This window comes from Arthrobacter sp. AQ5-05 (assembly GCF_003287975.1).
Classification (GTDB): Bacteria; Actinomycetota; Actinomycetes; order Actinomycetales; family Micrococcaceae; genus Paeniglutamicibacter.
In genome coordinates, this window is sequence record NZ_QMKQ01000025.1 from 16,672 (window position 1) to 31,719 (window position 15,048).

Sequence of the window (15,048 nt, forward strand, 5' to 3'; positions counted from 1 at the left end):
TTCCGAAGGTTCAGTGAAAACACGTCCACGACCAATGGCGCGTCGATCTCGGATGTTTCGGCATTCTTTAGGCGCTGCTTTCACGACGGCGCTGATGGTATCCGGCCATGCCACGGCTTCAGATTCCCACGCCGCTGTCGCGGTTTACCGGATCTTCGGCCCACCGCCGTACGCATTCCTTTCATTAGCCGGAAATCGTCATGTCCTGATGCTGCTGTGGGCAGGCTACTTCCGGCCCCGTGCTTTGCCGCCGTGGAGCCCTTGCGGTTTCCCGTCCCGCACCCACAACACGTAGAAAATCCCCGCCACCGCCAGGGAAGCGGCGACGCTGAACAGCGGAAGCCCACGCAGGAGATTCACCACCAGCGTGAACGCCACAATCAGGACCCCGGCACAGTTCAATACCAGATACCCTGTGCGGCCCTCCCGGTGGGAGAAAAACGCCATCGACGTGAGACCAGCCAGAAAGCTCACAAAGACCGCCACAGCGTAGAACAACAGCGTCCCCCAATAAGGGGCGTGGCGGGCGTTCGTACGCCCCAGGGCTTCGGGGAGTGCGCCACCGTTGTCTTCCCCACCCTCCACACCCCGGGCCAGAGCCTTGAGCAGCCCCGGACCAGCCTGAAATGAAGAAGACGCTGCCGAAAGCAGCAACAATGCCGTCACCAACTGGAACACCGCGAAGACACCCGGCGGGGCAACGTACCGGGCCAGCTCCGCGATCTGTGTGCTCTCACCCTGCGGAACGCCTATCCCTAGACGTGCCGCCTCCACCGCCACGCCGATCGTGAGGGTCCCGACAATCCCGAGCATCAGCCACAGGGTCAGCTTGCCAAAGTGTCGCCGCCCGTCGTCATCTAGTTCCTCCAGCTCAGCGATGGCCGTGGATGGCGCTTCCACTCCGGTGGCCAGTGCCATCGCCACCGGAAAGGCCAGCATCACCGGCACAACCCCGCCCGCCCCGCCGAGAGCTCCTTGACCCGGCCCGGAACCGGCAGGAGCCGCGAAGAGCCCAAACACCAAGACAGAGACAGCGGTGACAACGAACGCCACGGAAAAAGCAGCAAAAACAAGCCGACCAAAATGCCCCAACAGGGTCATGCCTGCCACCACCAAGACCAGCCCGACGGCGATCAGGATCCTCCAGGGCGCCAAAGCGGGGAAGAAGGCAATGGCGGCCGAGGCGGCGGCGGCGACGCTAATGGCGATGGTCAAGGTGAAGTCCACCACCAAGGCCCCCACCGGCACGAACGCCCACCCCTCCCCAAAAGCCTCCGCCGCCGCCGCTGGCGCCCCGCCCCCCTCCGGATACCGGTCAATGATCTGCCGGTAATTCAGTACGATCAGGGCGATGATCCCCACCACCAAGACCATGGTGGTAACGAGCAGTCCCAGGTCCCCGTGCAGGGCCCGCAAGGCCGCTTCCACCGCATAGGCAACCGAGGACACCGGGTCTGCCATCACCGCAAAAGCGAACGCCAACAGGAGCAGTGGCCGCGATCCCACGAGCCTAGATGGAAGGTTGGCTTTCCGTCCCCGGACCATCAGCACCGCCGTCCCGCCGATCGGTTCCCTTCCGGATCAGCCTTATTCTCAACATCAACGAACCACTCCTGATCCCATTGACCTCTGCCTCTCTGGGAGCTGTTGGAAGACTCCTAGAACGGGGGCGCGGCCAGGACGATCGCACCACCGACAGGCTGTCGACATGGGTCCCTAAGAATTGGCCTCACCGATCAGGATCCCCCTCAGTCATGTTGAAACTCGACTCGTGCCTCCGTAGCTGCGGCAGGTCGATCATCCGTCCCGGTCCCTTGGAAGACCACACAACCGGGACGTGAAACCGCGAAAGATTCATCGACTCCCACCAACGAACGGGCAATCACCCCAGCAGGGCACCGGACCCTGAAAACGCATGAATCAGTGCCACTCTCTTATCAACTTAGCCTTTCGCGTCCCTGCCCGGCCTCGCTTCATCCCGCTCCGTGTCCTCAGCCTCCACAACATGACCCATTCCAGATATTATCCGGAAGCATCCATATCGAACAGAGCAAGGAACTTCGAAGCCGTCTTCGACCAAGGCGGGGTAAACCCAATGCCGGCGCTCTCTGGCACCAGTTCCGCGCGGCCCACCTGGAAGGTGCTTTACAAAGGGAACCTTAACCGAGTGCTGTGGATTTCAGCGCTCGGTGGCGGCTTTCTGTGATCAGTCCGTGTCGCAGTGCTGGTTTCTCACTTGTCTTTCGTCGCATGGGCCGCGAGGCGTCTCATCGGATGCCAGTCTGACTACGACTGTTAATTTCGTTTGGTGGCTGATTCACCGTCCCGAACGGTTAGGGACGAATACCGTTCCCAGCAAGTAGCCAGAGGTCAGGGCGAGGGGAACCGCAGCAGCACTCGGTTCGTGGCCGCGTGAACCTGGTCGTACAGGTGAGGATGTGCTGCCACTTGAGGTGCGTGCCACCAGCGGGACCCGGGAATGTGGTTTTTTCCGCGGATAGTCCGATATCCCAGCGATTTTTATCCCTGGGTAGGTTGGTTTTCAATGGCCAGGATGCTGATGTCAATGCTCCCGGCTCCCACCCCGGTGTTGCAAATGCCTTGGCGTACTCGCTCACGCACCGCATCGCTGACCGCCAACGCCCTATGGGCGATGTCCGTGGCTATTTCCAGGTGCACGTGGGCAATGCCCCCATTGATCTCGGCCCAAACGCTATCGCGTCTACAGCCTCCCAATTCATTGGCTGGATCAGGTGTAGGTTCCATTGCGGCGAGACGCAGCCTGGAAAGGACATCGTTGAGGGTGGATTCAAGCCGGAGAACCCCGGGAGTTTCCAGCGCCGCACGTGCCGCCAGTGATGCGATGAACTGGCTGGTTATCGCTGCAGCGGGGGTAACTTCTTCAGTCATCGTATAGGTCCTCAACGGTGATGTTGATGGTTACGGGGTAGATGCCAACGCTTCTGGCGATGGATATCCCGATCTGGTGGCGCAAGACAGAAACCGTGTGTGGAATGTGGATTTTCGGCGCGGCGGCGACCCGAAGGTCGATAACCATTGGGTGCAGGGAACCACCAGTGGCGTCATGGGTGCCCATGGTGGGAGATGGCTTCTCGGCGGTGGAAACATCGATGCGGCAGCGCCGGGCTTGGATTCCCGGGACGCCGGCCGCGGCGAAGCGGACGACCGTGGACAATGCCTGTTCGCTGATCTCCGTGGTTCCGCCGTCGTGGTCCTGCACAGCTAGCAGCCGGCTGCGACGGGCCTCGGTGCGGGCAATATCCATGATCGAATCCCTCACGCTGCGGCGCGGGGTGAAGGCGGGATCGTTGGCTTCGGCATCCTTCAAGGCCGCGGTTGCCTGGCGCAATTGGATCATTCTTGCGCGGGCATCGCGGCAATGCGCGCAGTGTTCCTCGTGTTCTCCGGCGGGCGCATCCAGGGTGGACCAGAGGTGGTCGATGCTACGTCCGCATCCAAGCCGGGGGGTATCTTCTAGCGCCATGGGCTCATTCTTTCTGCTATCTCATGCCGAGCCCGGGCAAGTCTGCCGCGCACTGCCGTGGTCGGTACCTTCAGTATGGCACCGATCTCCGCATAGCTTCGATCGTGGATTTCGCGCAGTAGCCAGCAGGCGCGTTGTTCGGGTGAAAGCATTCGCAGGGCCTCCGTGAGGCCTTGGGCCCGGAATTCGCGCTCCGTGGTTTCAACCGGGTCGGATTCCTGTGCATTCCCGGTCCAGACGACCTCCCCGGCGCAGTGGAGATCTTGGGGGTCGGTGATGTCCTCGGGATGGGTGGAGCGTTGGCGCAGGATATCCAGGCATCGGTTGGTGGCAAGCCTATAGATCCATCCGCCAAAGGTGTTGACATCACGGAGCAGGGGCAACTGGCGCCAGCTTGCCAAGAGGACATCCTGGACGACGTCTTCTGCTTGGCCGCGGTCATTGAGCATCCTCAGGGCCAGACGAAAGAGCTTGTCCTGATAAGCGAGGAGCAATTCCTCGAAGGCCTCCGGGTCCCTATCCTGGGCGCGGGCGACTTTGCTGGCTTCGTCGGTCCTGGCACTCGTGTCACCAGTGAATTCGTTATCCATGCATCGTCCATTCCACCTGGGTTCGGGCCGTGCGCACTGTGCCTCATGCTACACAATGCACACGGCGCACCGCAGCAGGTCGATCCGGGAACGGCGGCACAAAGCACATCTGGGAAGAGGTGGTGGGAGGGCGCCGGAAAAGAAACTTGGGATAACTGCATGACGTTCCGGCTGGGGGCACGTCTTTAATGTTGCAAGCAAGATCCATACCTTGTTGAAGGAGACGTTTTTCATGTCAGAGGCATCAACAACCCAGTCCGGTTCCGCCGCAGTCAAATCCACTCCCGAGGAACTGAAGCACAGCGCTCCTGCGGAAACGCCCAGGCCCTACGATGCGCTGCACACCGCGCACGGGGACACCATGATCGAGGAAACGGTCGTGCAGAAGCTTGCCGGCATGGCCACCCGCGAAATCCCCGGGGTTTACGCCATGGGCAGCGCAGGACGACGCGCCTTCAGCGCCTTGGCCGAGCGGATCCCCGGCTCCCAGACCAACGTCAGCGGCGGGGTGAGCGTGGAGAAGGGCGAACGCCAGACGGCCATCGATGTGTCCATCGTGGTGGAATACGGGGTTTCCGTGGTGGAGGTCAGCCAGTCGATCCGACGCAACGTGATCCAGTCCGTGGAGCATTCCACCGGCTTGGAAGTCATTGAGGTCAACATCAATGTCACCGACGTACACCTACCCGAGGAAGAGCACTCCGACCTGCCGCAGGAACAGAAGCTGGAACTCCAATAGGCCTATCGGGCCGTACAGCTCGATCACCGAAGACGGATGAGGATAAAGGGATGGCTATGTCTACTTCACGTTGGTGCCTGACCATTGGTCTGGTGCTCGGAATTGTCTTGGGCTTTGGAGGCTGGTGGGCGTTGCTGTCCGCGGTGATCCTGGGCTTCATCGGTTTGTTGGTCGGGCGCGTCGCTGAGGGAAAGCTCGACATGGCGGCCCTGTTCGGCAGGGCATCAAGCCGATGAACGGGCGGGCCCCCACGGGGTCGGAGGCGAGGGCCGACGCACTGGAATACGGCACCCGGGGGAAAACCGTCCTGGCGGAGAAAGTCATCGAGAAGATCGCCAGCCAAGTGGCCCGGGACGAATCCACTTCCAGCGGGTCAGCCGGGGGATTCATGGGGATCGGTTCCCATGCGGATTCTTCCGCCAGGCCCAGGACCTCGGTGCAGCTCACCGGAAATATCGCCGCACTGAGTGTGGAGGTGGGGTTGCCGTATCCCGCTCCCTTGCGCCAAGGAACACAGTTCTTGCGCGAGCGGATCACCTCCAGGGTCAGCGAAATGACGGGCGTCGAGGTTCGCCAGGTCGATATCAGGGTTTCGTGGTTGACCATGGCCAAGGAACCCGTAGGACGCAGGAGACTGTTATGAGCCTGAACGAGGGGCATTCCACCCCGCTTCGGCACCGGCCGACCAGGACCATTCCCGCTTTGGTGGTGGGCCTGCTCATGCTGGCCTCCGGTGTGACGCTGGTCTGGTTGACCATTTGGCGGTTGGCCAACGGGCATTGGCCGCCGGGCCTGCGCGGGATGCGAAATTGGCTGGCGGCGCTGGACTGGGCTGATCCCGGGATATGGATGATCGGCGCCGGGCTGGTCATGGCGGGAGTCGTGCTCGTGCTGTGCGCCGCCATCCCGGGCGGTTTCGGTGCCCTGAGAGTCGCTGGGGCCGACGGATCGGGAGCGGATGGAATGCCGGATGCTGCCCGAGAAATCGTCATGACCCGACGCGGGGTGGCGCATCTGGCCAAGGCCCAGTGTTTGGACCTCGATGGCGTAGGTTCCGCTTCGACCACGGCCACGGCAAAGCACGTGCAACTGCATATCCGAACCCCGCTGCACGACCAGGGCGACTTGGGAGCACAAGCGGCACAACGCGTGCGGAGCTGCCTCGAATCGGCTGGGCTTCAGCCGGTTCCGCGCGTAAGCGCCACCGTCACTTCCACCCGCTGAGAGCCTCTCCCCCCTCGAGCAAAGGAAAGCAAGCGATGAAACGATCCGTTGGAACCCTCAACCGCACCTGGCTGGGCATTCTTGGTTTCCTGGTCCTCATGACTGGAAGCATCGTAATCCTGCAGGCCGGGGGAATGCTGCAGGGGATCATGAACACGCCTCCGGCCGGTGCCCGGGTCGCCACCGCGGATCTGCATGCAGTTTTTGCGCAGTCCTGGGTACAGGCCGCACTCCTCACCATTGGGGTGATCGTCGGTGTGCTGGGGCTGCTGTGGATGATTGCCCAGATACCGAGGCCCAACAAGGTTGCCGCCTACCGTTTCCACACCGAAGAAAGCGGCGGCCGCACCCTCTGCGATCCCGCTGTCTTGGCACGCGCCGTGGAGGAGCACATCAATACGATCCCAGGCGTTGTTTCCTCGGCCGCCAAGCTGTACGGAACCGCCCGGAGCCCTGAAGTGAGCCTCAAAGCCACGCTCAATGACAGGGCCGACATCCAAGCGGTTCTCCTTGGCATCCAATCCACGGTGTTGCCAACGCTCGGCGCGGCCCTGGAAGCTCCAGTCACTAGCAGCCGAATTCAGATCGATATCAGTGGCAAGGACCAATTTGGCGGAACCTTGCACCCTTCCACGGGCACCGTGCTGCAATAGGCCAACCCCCTGCAGGCACTGGGCGCAGCAAGAAGCCCTCTTTGGATATTTGGACCGTCCATCGTCGAAAATCCACAGCTGAACATGACCGGCGCGGCGCAAGGTCCCTCGCCAGATCCCTCGCCGCACATTCCTGCGTCTCGTAAACCTAAAGCTTTTTGAGACATGGGCACGGGCCTTCATGCCTTGACCCTCTGGAGTGCATCGGCGGGGCCTACCGTGTCTCCAAAGCCGTATTGCCATGAATCCTCGGCCCGGTATCGCAATAAGGATTTTTGAATCAGGAGGTTCGGGAAGATCTTGGAACACACGCGCGGGCGCACGTTGAGCCAGGCGCGCGCCTGGGCGCGATCCCGAAGCTCTGGCGCAAAGCACCCAAGCCCCCGCCGATCTCCTTCAAAGGTCGTCCTACAGGCCGATGCCACACCGCGACACCCGACCACCAAAAAATGCGACAGTTCAATGTGCTGAAAATCCGGGGACATTCTTGGTCTCCCGATTCGCGGATGCCAGCCTGCTGTTCCGCAGGGGAACCCTATGTGGAAGCTTTAGCTGGCGGCTGAGGGACACCGAGGAGGTCCGGGGAGTTCTTGGATAGCGTCAACTCCGATTCCTGCCTTGGTGGCGCGCAGCTGGCGAGCGAGGCAAACTTTGGCACGAACGGCAGAGGGCGGGCTGGTGAGGAATACAGATTCCTCACCAGCCCGCCCCACTGGGTGTTACTGGTACTGCTGTGGCCGTCTCAAGCTGTCCTACGGCCCGGTACTGCAGGTACTACCGGTGTTACTGGTACTGCTGCGGTCGTCTCAAGCTGTCTGACGACCACGCCCTCCGGGGTACTGCTTTACTGATTTACTGCTGGTACTTCTTGAGTGCCGGGGTTGCTGGTTCTGCTGTCCTGCTGTGGTCCTCTCAAGCTGTCGATGACCACGCCCTCCGGCTACTGCTTTATTACTCGGTACTGCTTTACTGCGGGTGTTGCTGTGGTCGTCTCAAGCTGTCCGACGACCGGGTACTTCTTTACTGATTTACTGCGGGTACTTCCTGGATGCCGGGGTTACTGGTTCTGCTGTCCTGCTGCGGTCCTCTCAAACTCTCCGATGACCACGCCCTCCGGCTACTTCTTTACTGCGGTGTTGCTGTGGCCGTCTCAAGCTGTCCAACGACCGGATACTACGGGTACTTCCTTACTGATTTACTGCTGGTACTGCTTTACTGCGGTGTTGCTGGTCGTCTCAAGCTGTCCGACGACCGGATACTACTGTGCGGGGTCCCCCTCAAAGGAAGCAACTACACCTGCCTTAGTAGGGGGAGGAAAGTCGTGCTTCTTCCCGCATGACAAAAAATATAATAGTGCTTCCTGAAAAAATCAAATCCTCACATTTCCCGGGTCTGCGGGTAGGAATGAACACCCTGCCACGCGAGGACACTGGCTTACAGCATGGTCCCATCAATGATGCCCAGGGGTGATCTGGCAGTAGCGGCCCATCGCGTGCTCCCCATCCTTTTCTTGCTGCCGAAAGAGGTTCAACATCCGCTAAGAGGTCCGTCCGGATTGCCATCAGGGAGTTCACTCAGGGCGATATCCGGATAGGAGTGCGCGAGTGTTCAGATCGACAGTGGGCAACCGGTCCGCCCAGCTACACCCCTGGACGTTGTCGACGAACCCTCTGTCCGCTCTCCCCTCTGAGGGAACGATCGCAAAACCTTCGCAAAAGCGTTGAGGAGCAGACACCGAATAACTGACCAGGGGCTGATTTGACAGGGTGCGGAACCCATGAATAGCATATTTTCACTTGCATCCGTTGATGGCCTTGACCGGCCAAGAGGGGAGGGACACGTCGCCGTTAATCTAAACCTAAATCGAGACAGACCACCCCGTTCGTCGAGGGCCCCTCTGGCATAGAGGGGCCCTCCGTTTGCCCGGGCACAAGCCCTCCCGCAAGGTCCCTCCCCCGGTGTCGACGCGCAGTCATCTTCTCGCCGTGGAGAACGCGCCCTTGAAAGAGCAAAGACGTTATCCTCCCCGCCCTGGAAACACCAAACGCCCGGCGTGGAATGCCCCGCCGGGCGCTTGATGCGATTGAATTCTGCTCAAGAATCGTCTGCCAGTTATTTGAACCCTGACAGACCTTCACGTAACTACGACTTCACCCGTGTCGTCAAGATTCCCCGGTTTAGTAGGGGCGGTACTCGTCCACCATCGGGCATTCGAACGGGTCGCGGGCGGAAAGCCCGACCTTATTCAGGTGGCTGATCACCTGCGCGTATGACTGCTTAGGGGTCGCCACCGTGTACGGGACCTTGAGCTCGTCGCAGTACTCGCGGACGATGTGGGCGACGGCGGCGAGGTTGGCTCGGGGCATTGAGGGGAAGAGGTGGTGCTCGACCTGGTAGTTCAGCCCGCCATAGAGAGCAGTGAGAAATACATTGCCCCACGTGGTGCGTGCCATGACGTTGCGGCTGGTGAGCACCTGGCGGGAGAAGAAGTCGATGCGCGAACCCTTGGGGATCATCGGCATGCCCTTGTGGTTGGGCGCGAACGAGGCGCCCATGTACACGCCGAAGACCGCCATCTGCACCCCCAAGAACGCCGCGGCCATGCCCGCGGGCAGGAAGATGAACAACACGGCGAGATAGATACCCAGACGCAACAGGATCGAGGTGATTTCCCGGCCCCGGGCCTTCACCCGCTCACCGGTGAACAGATACACCAGCGAATGCCTGTGCAGGTTGATCCCCTCAAGGGTCAAGAGAGGGAAAAACAGGTAGCCCTGGCGTTCGGTGATCCACTTCAGGAATCCCTTCTGCTTCTGCGCGTCTTCGGTCTGGAAGGAGATGGTGTCCCACTCGATGTCCGGGTCCTTGCCGATGGTGTTGGGCATCGCGTGGTGCTTGCTGTGCTTGTTCATCCACCACTGATAGCTGATGCCGACCACGATGTTGGCTAGGAACTTGCCGAACCTGTCGTTGGCGGGTCCGGAGGTGAAGATCTGCCGGTGTGCGGCCTCGTGGGTCAGGAACGCGAATTGCGTCAAGATGATGCCCAGACCCGCGGCGATCAGCAGCTGGAACCAGCTCTCACCCAAGAGGAAGAAACCTGTCACGGCTGCGCCGAGCAGGACGGTCAGGATCACGGTCAGCATCAGGTAGTGTCCGGTGCGGCGACCCAAAAGGCCAGCGTCGAGCACCCGCCGTTTGAGCTGGCGATAGTTGTGGGATCCGGCATTGCCACGGCTGCCAGGCGCCGTCGCAGGTGTTGCTGGGGAGGGCGGGGGAATCATTGTTGCTCCGTGTTTACTTCCGATGTCGGGGGCTGAAATCCAATTGCAGCAATCGAATATATCAGCCCTCTCCCTTATGCCTATTCCCGCAACTGCCACGCGACCTGAGCCCGAGTGGCAAATTCACCGAATGTGGTGGCGGGTTCTCCGGTGAGGCGCCGGACTGCTCGGTTGGGGAAGGCTGAGATGTTGAAGCGCACGATGCGGTAGATCATCTTTTGGACGGCGATATAGTCCGCGGGCTTGCCCTGTGTACGCAGTCGGGTCAGGTATTCTCTCTCGCTGGTCCGCCGGTAATGGATGCTACGCCCGAGAACGTCGCTGAGGATGGCGGCGACGTGGCGATAGGTGAGAGTCTGCTCTCCGCAGAGGGTGTGCGACCGTCCGATGTGACCGGGTTCGGTGAACACAGCTGCGGCGACTGGGCCGATGTCGCGGGCGTCAATGAACGCGGTGAACGAGCGGCCAGCGGGCACGAAGGCCTCGTCATCATCGCGGATCTCGGCCGCGTGAGTGGTTGAGAGGTTCTGTATGAAGAAGTTCGGGCGCAGCGAAGTGTACGGCGCACCACTGCTCTTCAGATACCGTTCGACGGCGTAGTGAGGAGTGCTGCGGTTGTGCTGCACGCCCTGCAAGGACAAGAACACGATCTGTCGAATCCCGCGACGGCGGGCGGCATCGATAACCGAAAAAAGGAACTTCTCCACATCAACGATCGCGGGAGGCCGCATCAAGAACAGCCGGTCGCACCCCTCCAAGGCGCACAAGAGAAACCCCCGCGACCGCACACCGCATGCAAAACGCCGCACACCGGCGCCATCCAATCCAGAAAGCACAGCACCCGTGAAACCTCACTACCCCAACCCGCTGGAAGCCCTCTCCGTGCGCATCCGGTGGGCGCCACCGTTCTAGAATATTCACATGGGAAAAATCTCCAAGGCGAAGCTGCTTGAAGCATCCCTGCACCACGCAGGCATCCAGCTTCGCGACACCTCAAAACGGGGATTCACAAGGGCCACGACCGCCGGACTGGACCAGGGCCTGCAACAAGTTTTCTCCCAACTCTTCAGGGACCTCGGCGGGCTGGAGGAATCCAACGGGGCCTTCACCGCCGGCGACTGGGACCTCGCTGATGACCATGGCATGTATCTCGAATTCGACGAGGACACTCACTTCCATCGCTACCGCCGCCAAACACTGAACCTTCCCTGGTCCGCGCAACTCCCCTGGACTAACGACTACCGCAGGTACTGCATCGACTTCGAATCCAAGGCACGGGTTTTCGGAGGGTACTGGACCGGAGAGGCGGCCGAACGGCAATTCGGCCCCGCCGCAGCGCGGCGCGACTTCACCGGCAACGGCGGACCCCGCTGGAAGCAACGTGCCCTCTACGACGCCGTGCGCGATGCGGTGGCCCTGCACACCGAGGGCATCGGCCTGATCCGCGTATCCATCCACGACCGGATCGACGGCGTGCCACTGGGCAAGTTGCTGAAACCGGGAAAACCCCTCGCACCGCAACAGCTCCGGAAGCTCATCGCACACAGGACCATTCCCGTCGGCACTATCGCTGCCGACACCACCCCCGTCGGCACCACGGACCAACCACACCCCCGCGCAGCGATGTCCCTGGTGTAGGCCGTTTTGAACCGCTGCCCGGCCATCTTCCTCCGGTGCCCGACTTCGAACCGAACAAAATCCGGTGTCGAGCGGCGAACGGGTTCTCACCCGGTCCCACAAGCCGATGGTTCACCGCGACACCGGGCGTCCAAAAATTCGACAGTTAAAAACTGTGGATCCCAATGATGAATGGTTCTGGCACAAATTTTGTGAATCGGGGATTAATGTTTGGGAGTAAGTATCGGTAACGGCTGGGCGCGCAGCGACACCACACCGTAGTCCGGGTACGGTAATGCACCGTTCACGGGGGCCGGACCGGTACCTCGTCGTCTTGCCCATACGGTGCATCTGGTTCACGAGCGGCGTGTTCACGTACGGGAACACCGCACACAGCGACGATCCGTCGCCGTTCAGGAAGATGTGTGCGGGGTCGGCAGGTTGAACCGGCCGCGGACGCCCAGTGGCGATGTGAATGGCCGTGAATTTTTTTATGTTGGTCCCGGCAGGGAGCACCGTGGTCCTGCGCCCTTGGGTAGGACTGGGCATTTTTTCCAGCAGTCGCCCTTGGTCCCCTTGCGGCGTGAGGACTTGGCAGCCCAGTTCATCGGCGGAATCTACGTCGTCCGGAACTACAGCCGGGCCTTGGTGTTGATGGATCGCGGGTCGGCATGCTGCTCGTTGGCGGGCCCGGCCGGCCGGGCCGCGGGAGCAGACGGCCCGAACCGGCGGCAGCACGGGTGCGAGGGCGAGCAGGGGCTGTCGGTTTAGCCCATGGGGTGTTTTGGTTTCATCGGGTGGGAGGGGGGATGAGGTTCTGCAGGCGCCGGAGGGGGCGGTCGGCCAGGCACCAGAGGAGGCATCCCGTGGCCAGCGCGGCAACCGTTTCGACGACGTCGTTTTCGAAGGCCGACAGCACCATGAACTGGACGAGGTAGATGTAGAGCGACGCGGCCGCCAGCAGGGCGACCAACGGTACCAGCCGGGCGGGGATCCGCATGCGGGGCACCAGGACCAGGACGGCAATCCCGACGATGACCACAGCGTTCCGCATGGGTTGCTCGGGGAAGAACGTCGCGCCGCCGACAATGCCCAGGGCCACGGTGAGCCAGCGGCGCAGGCGGGTGTCGCCGTAGGCCGCGGCCGCGCCGAGGGCCACCAGCCACAGGGTGGTGGGCATAATCGACGGCGCCATCGAGGTGTCCGTCAGCGCCAGGATGACGAAGCGGGGCACCAGGGCGGCCGCGGTGAGCCAGGCGGCGACGCGCCAGGGATCGCGCCGCCAGGCCCGGGCGACGGCCGGGACCGAGAGCACCGCGGTGAGCACCAGGAGGCTGGCGACCATGGCGTCGATGAACCAGTATTCGTTGCGCGTGGACCCCTCGGTCGTGTCGCCGATCAGCCAGTGGCTGAGCAGGATGTTCGACCACCCGTAGCGGCCCGTGGCGAGCATGCCGAACAGCGCGATGAGCATCGTGGGGACGGCCACGCCGACCAGGATCCGGGCGGTGGCCCGCCATCGGCCCGCCACGCTCGGCGCGGAGAGCCCGAAGCGGACCGTGTTGAAGCCGGCCACGGCCAGCAGGAGGTGGGCCCCGCCCAAGACGTCGAACAGGTCCGCGTGGGAGCCGCAAATCGCCACGACGGCCAGCGCGCGCAGGATGACCGAGCTCTCCACGGTGCGCCACCCCCGGCGCCGGCCGCGCACGGGGACACCACCCTCGCCGTGCCCGGCGGCGGCACGCCCGGTGGGGGCCAGGGCCGCGAGCTCGGCCAGGGGCCGATGGTGCCAGCCCTGCGGCAGCGGCCCCACGATGCCCTCAAGTCGGACGGATGCCTGGACGTGGCTCAGGGAGTCGCCGCCGTGCTGGACGAACGTGCGGCGAAGGTCGACGGAGTCGGTACCCAACACCTGGGACACGGCCTTCGCGACATCTGCCGCCCTGGGGTCGGCTCCCGGCATCGCGCCCGCGGTGCCGGGCTCAGCGTCGGTGTTGGCCCGCACGAGCGCCGCGCTGCCGGGCCGGTCAACCTTCCCGTTGGACAGGCGCGGCAGGTTGGTCACTGCGACGGCGACCGCGGCGGGGCCCAGCCCCGAGGCCCGGCCGGCGATCCGCCGGGCCTCGGCGGCGATGGCATCCGTGGGTCCACCGGGCCGCGGTTGGACCGCCACGAGCAGCCGGGCACCGTCCCCGCCCACGCACGCGGGGTAACCGGCCGTCTCCAGGGCCTGCTCGATGACGGCGACGTCGATGCGCACGCCCATGACCTTGACGAAGCCGGAGCGCCGCCCAACGATCCGCAGCAGCCCGTCGGCTCCGATGCGGCCCAGGTCCCCGGTGCGCAGCTCGGTCAGCATCGCACCGAGCGAGAGGTCATCGGGGTGTTCGGCGTAGCCCATCATGACGCCGGGGCCGCGCACGAGGACCTCACCTGTGCCCTGGGCCGCCTCGGGCACGGCCGTGTCAAGATGCAGCGAGGTCCCTGCGACGGGGCGGCCCACGGCGTCGGGGTTCTCAGCCGTTAGCGTCGGATCCAGGACACAGATCCGTGCGGTGGCCTCCGTCTGTCCATACATGACCGAAAGCCCCCAGCCGTGCTCGCGGCCAAGGGCCGCGGTGCGCCGGACGCGGTCCGGGTGCATCCGGCCGCCGGCCTGGAGGATCAGGCGCAGTGAGGAGTGGTCCCGCTCGAGCACGCCGGTGGATTCCATGAGCTCGACCATGTGCGGCACGGCGGCCAGGTGGGTGACGCCGAGGTTGTCGATGGCATCCCAGAGGGCCCCGTCGAGGACCGAACCCTCGTGCAGCACCACGGATCCGCCGGTGATCAGGTGTGAGTGGAGGACGGAGAGTCCGAAACAGTAGTTCAGTGGGAGGCTGGTGATGGCCCGGTCGGCCGCGGTGAGGCGCAGCGCCTTTGCGATGGCGGCGGCGTTGCCGGCCAGGTTCCGGTGGGAGAGCCGGACCAGCTTGGGGGATCCGGTGCTCCCGGAGGTGCTCAGCAGCAGCGCCAGATCGGGGTGCAGGAGATGGCGCGGCGTACGCGAGTCGATTTTGAAGGGATGCTCCGGATCACCGGTCGCCCTCACATCGGGCCGGTAGCGGTCCAGGATCGCCGCCGCCTGCGGCTCGTCCGAGGTCACGAGCGCGACGTGGCCGGCCTCAAGCGTCGCGAGGTAGGCGATGACGCTGTCCAGGTCCGGGCGCAGCGCCAGGTGCACGAGGCGTCGGCCTGTCGCGGCGTCCGGCAGGTGGCCGGTCATCCGTGCAATGGCGGCGCGCAGGTCCCCGTGGGAAAGGATGCCGCCGGAGGCAGTGAGCAGTGCGGGCAGTCCCGCACGGGCGGGCGCGGAAGCGGGCCCCAGCAGGTAATCGGGGCGGGGGGCCGCAGCGGTGAGGAGGTGTGCAGGAAGTTGGGTCACGGGCGTTAAGGT

General features: G+C 63.2%; 13 protein-coding genes. 6 read left to right on the top strand and 7 right to left on the bottom strand.

What is annotated here, in order from left to right:
- Positions 1–225 precede the first annotated feature (225 nt).
- The 4 genes from DQ353_RS16985 to DQ353_RS17000 all read right to left on the bottom strand — a co-directional run bounded on the left by DQ353_RS16985 (position 226) and on the right by DQ353_RS17000 (position 4,095).
- Positions 226–1,482 (bottom strand): APC family permease, encoded by a 1,257-nt coding sequence (locus tag DQ353_RS16985; protein ID WP_220094044.1) that lies wholly within the window; start codon positions 1,480–1,482, stop codon positions 226–228.
- Between the two features lie 1,038 nt (positions 1,483–2,520).
- Complete coding sequence (locus DQ353_RS21400; protein ID WP_146755303.1) at positions 2,521–2,910, bottom strand: Asp23/Gls24 family envelope stress response protein; 390 nt, start codon at positions 2,908–2,910, stop codon at positions 2,521–2,523.
- The gene (locus DQ353_RS16995; protein WP_146755305.1) at positions 2,903–3,505 is read right to left on the bottom strand and encodes an Asp23/Gls24 family envelope stress response protein; all 603 of its coding nucleotides are present in this window, start codon (positions 3,503–3,505) and stop codon (positions 2,903–2,905) included. Before DQ353_RS16995 ends, DQ353_RS21400 begins: the two co-directional genes overlap by 8 nt.
- On the bottom strand, positions 3,496–4,095 hold the full coding sequence (locus DQ353_RS17000; RefSeq protein ID WP_113764344.1) for an RNA polymerase sigma factor: 600 nt from the start codon (positions 4,093–4,095) through the stop codon (positions 3,496–3,498). Before DQ353_RS17000 ends, DQ353_RS16995 begins: the two co-directional genes overlap by 10 nt.
- Positions 4,096–4,327: 232 nt before the next feature.
- Between DQ353_RS17000 and DQ353_RS17005 the strand changes: the two genes are divergently transcribed.
- Genes DQ353_RS17005 through amaP form a run of 5 tightly spaced genes read left to right on the top strand, consistent with a single transcriptional unit; the run spans position 4,328 to position 6,711 of the window.
- Positions 4,328–4,834 (top strand): Asp23/Gls24 family envelope stress response protein, encoded by a 507-nt coding sequence (locus DQ353_RS17005; RefSeq protein ID WP_113764346.1) that lies wholly within the window; start codon positions 4,328–4,330, stop codon positions 4,832–4,834.
- Between the two features lie 56 nt (positions 4,835–4,890).
- Complete coding sequence (locus tag DQ353_RS17010; RefSeq protein WP_113764401.1) at positions 4,891–5,070, top strand: hypothetical protein; 180 nt, start codon at positions 4,891–4,893, stop codon at positions 5,068–5,070.
- A complete protein-coding gene (locus DQ353_RS17015; RefSeq protein ID WP_113764348.1) occupies positions 5,067–5,477 on the top strand; it encodes an Asp23/Gls24 family envelope stress response protein in 411 nt (136 codons plus the stop codon). Before DQ353_RS17010 ends, DQ353_RS17015 begins: the two co-directional genes overlap by 4 nt.
- Entirely contained in the window at positions 5,474–6,058 is a 585-nt protein-coding gene (locus tag DQ353_RS21800) for a DUF6286 domain-containing protein (RefSeq protein WP_181578461.1), read from the top strand. Before DQ353_RS17015 ends, DQ353_RS21800 begins: the two co-directional genes overlap by 4 nt.
- Before the next feature lie 35 nt (positions 6,059–6,093).
- On the top strand, positions 6,094–6,711 hold the full coding sequence (amaP, locus tag DQ353_RS21805) for an alkaline shock response membrane anchor protein AmaP (protein WP_181578462.1): 618 nt from the start codon (positions 6,094–6,096) through the stop codon (positions 6,709–6,711).
- 2,177 nt (positions 6,712–8,888) lie between these two features.
- On the opposite strand, the gene DQ353_RS17025 is transcribed toward amaP, so the two are convergent.
- Together DQ353_RS17025 and DQ353_RS17030 are read right to left on the bottom strand one after the other, a co-directional pair.
- On the bottom strand, positions 8,889–9,995 hold the full coding sequence (locus tag DQ353_RS17025; RefSeq protein ID WP_113764360.1) for a fatty acid desaturase family protein: 1,107 nt from the start codon (positions 9,993–9,995) through the stop codon (positions 8,889–8,891).
- Between the two features lie 80 nt (positions 9,996–10,075).
- Positions 10,076–10,831, bottom strand: a complete 756-nt coding sequence (locus DQ353_RS17030) for an NmrA family NAD(P)-binding protein (protein WP_146755307.1) — start codon at positions 10,829–10,831, stop codon at positions 10,076–10,078.
- An 85-nt stretch (positions 10,832–10,916) separates the two neighbouring features.
- Between DQ353_RS17030 and DQ353_RS17035 the strand changes: the two genes are divergently transcribed.
- Positions 10,917–11,633 (top strand): DUF7255 family protein, encoded by a 717-nt coding sequence (locus DQ353_RS17035; protein ID WP_113764364.1) that lies wholly within the window; start codon positions 10,917–10,919, stop codon positions 11,631–11,633.
- Between the two features lie 769 nt (positions 11,634–12,402).
- On the opposite strand, the gene DQ353_RS17045 is transcribed toward DQ353_RS17035, so the two are convergent.
- The gene (locus tag DQ353_RS17045) at positions 12,403–15,036 is read right to left on the bottom strand and encodes an AMP-binding protein (protein WP_181578464.1); all 2,634 of its coding nucleotides are present in this window, start codon (positions 15,034–15,036) and stop codon (positions 12,403–12,405) included.
- Positions 15,037–15,048: the final 12 nt, after the last annotated feature.

Bases quoted from the DNA above. Each gene is read 5' to 3' on its own strand.
- DQ353_RS17035 (WP_113764364.1), top strand. From the start codon at position 10,917: ATGGGAAAAATCTCCAAGGCGAAGCTGCTTGAAGCATCCCTGCACCAC.
- DQ353_RS21800 (WP_181578461.1), top strand. From the start codon at position 5,474: ATGAGCCTGAACGAGGGGCATTCCACCCCGCTTCGGCACCGGCCGACC.
- DQ353_RS17000 (WP_113764344.1), bottom strand. From the start codon at position 4,095: ATGGATAACGAATTCACTGGTGACACGAGTGCCAGGACCGACGAAGCC.
- amaP (WP_181578462.1), top strand. From the start codon at position 6,094: ATGAAACGATCCGTTGGAACCCTCAACCGCACCTGGCTGGGCATTCTT.
- DQ353_RS17010 (WP_113764401.1), top strand. From the start codon at position 4,891: ATGTCTACTTCACGTTGGTGCCTGACCATTGGTCTGGTGCTCGGAATT.
- DQ353_RS16995 (WP_146755305.1), bottom strand. From the start codon at position 3,505: ATGGCGCTAGAAGATACCCCCCGGCTTGGATGCGGACGTAGCATCGAC.
- DQ353_RS17025 (WP_113764360.1), bottom strand. From the start codon at position 9,995: ATGATTCCCCCGCCCTCCCCAGCAACACCTGCGACGGCGCCTGGCAGC.
- DQ353_RS17015 (WP_113764348.1), top strand. From the start codon at position 5,067: ATGAACGGGCGGGCCCCCACGGGGTCGGAGGCGAGGGCCGACGCACTG.
- DQ353_RS17005 (WP_113764346.1), top strand. From the start codon at position 4,328: ATGTCAGAGGCATCAACAACCCAGTCCGGTTCCGCCGCAGTCAAATCC.
- DQ353_RS21400 (WP_146755303.1), bottom strand. From the start codon at position 2,910: ATGACTGAAGAAGTTACCCCCGCTGCAGCGATAACCAGCCAGTTCATC.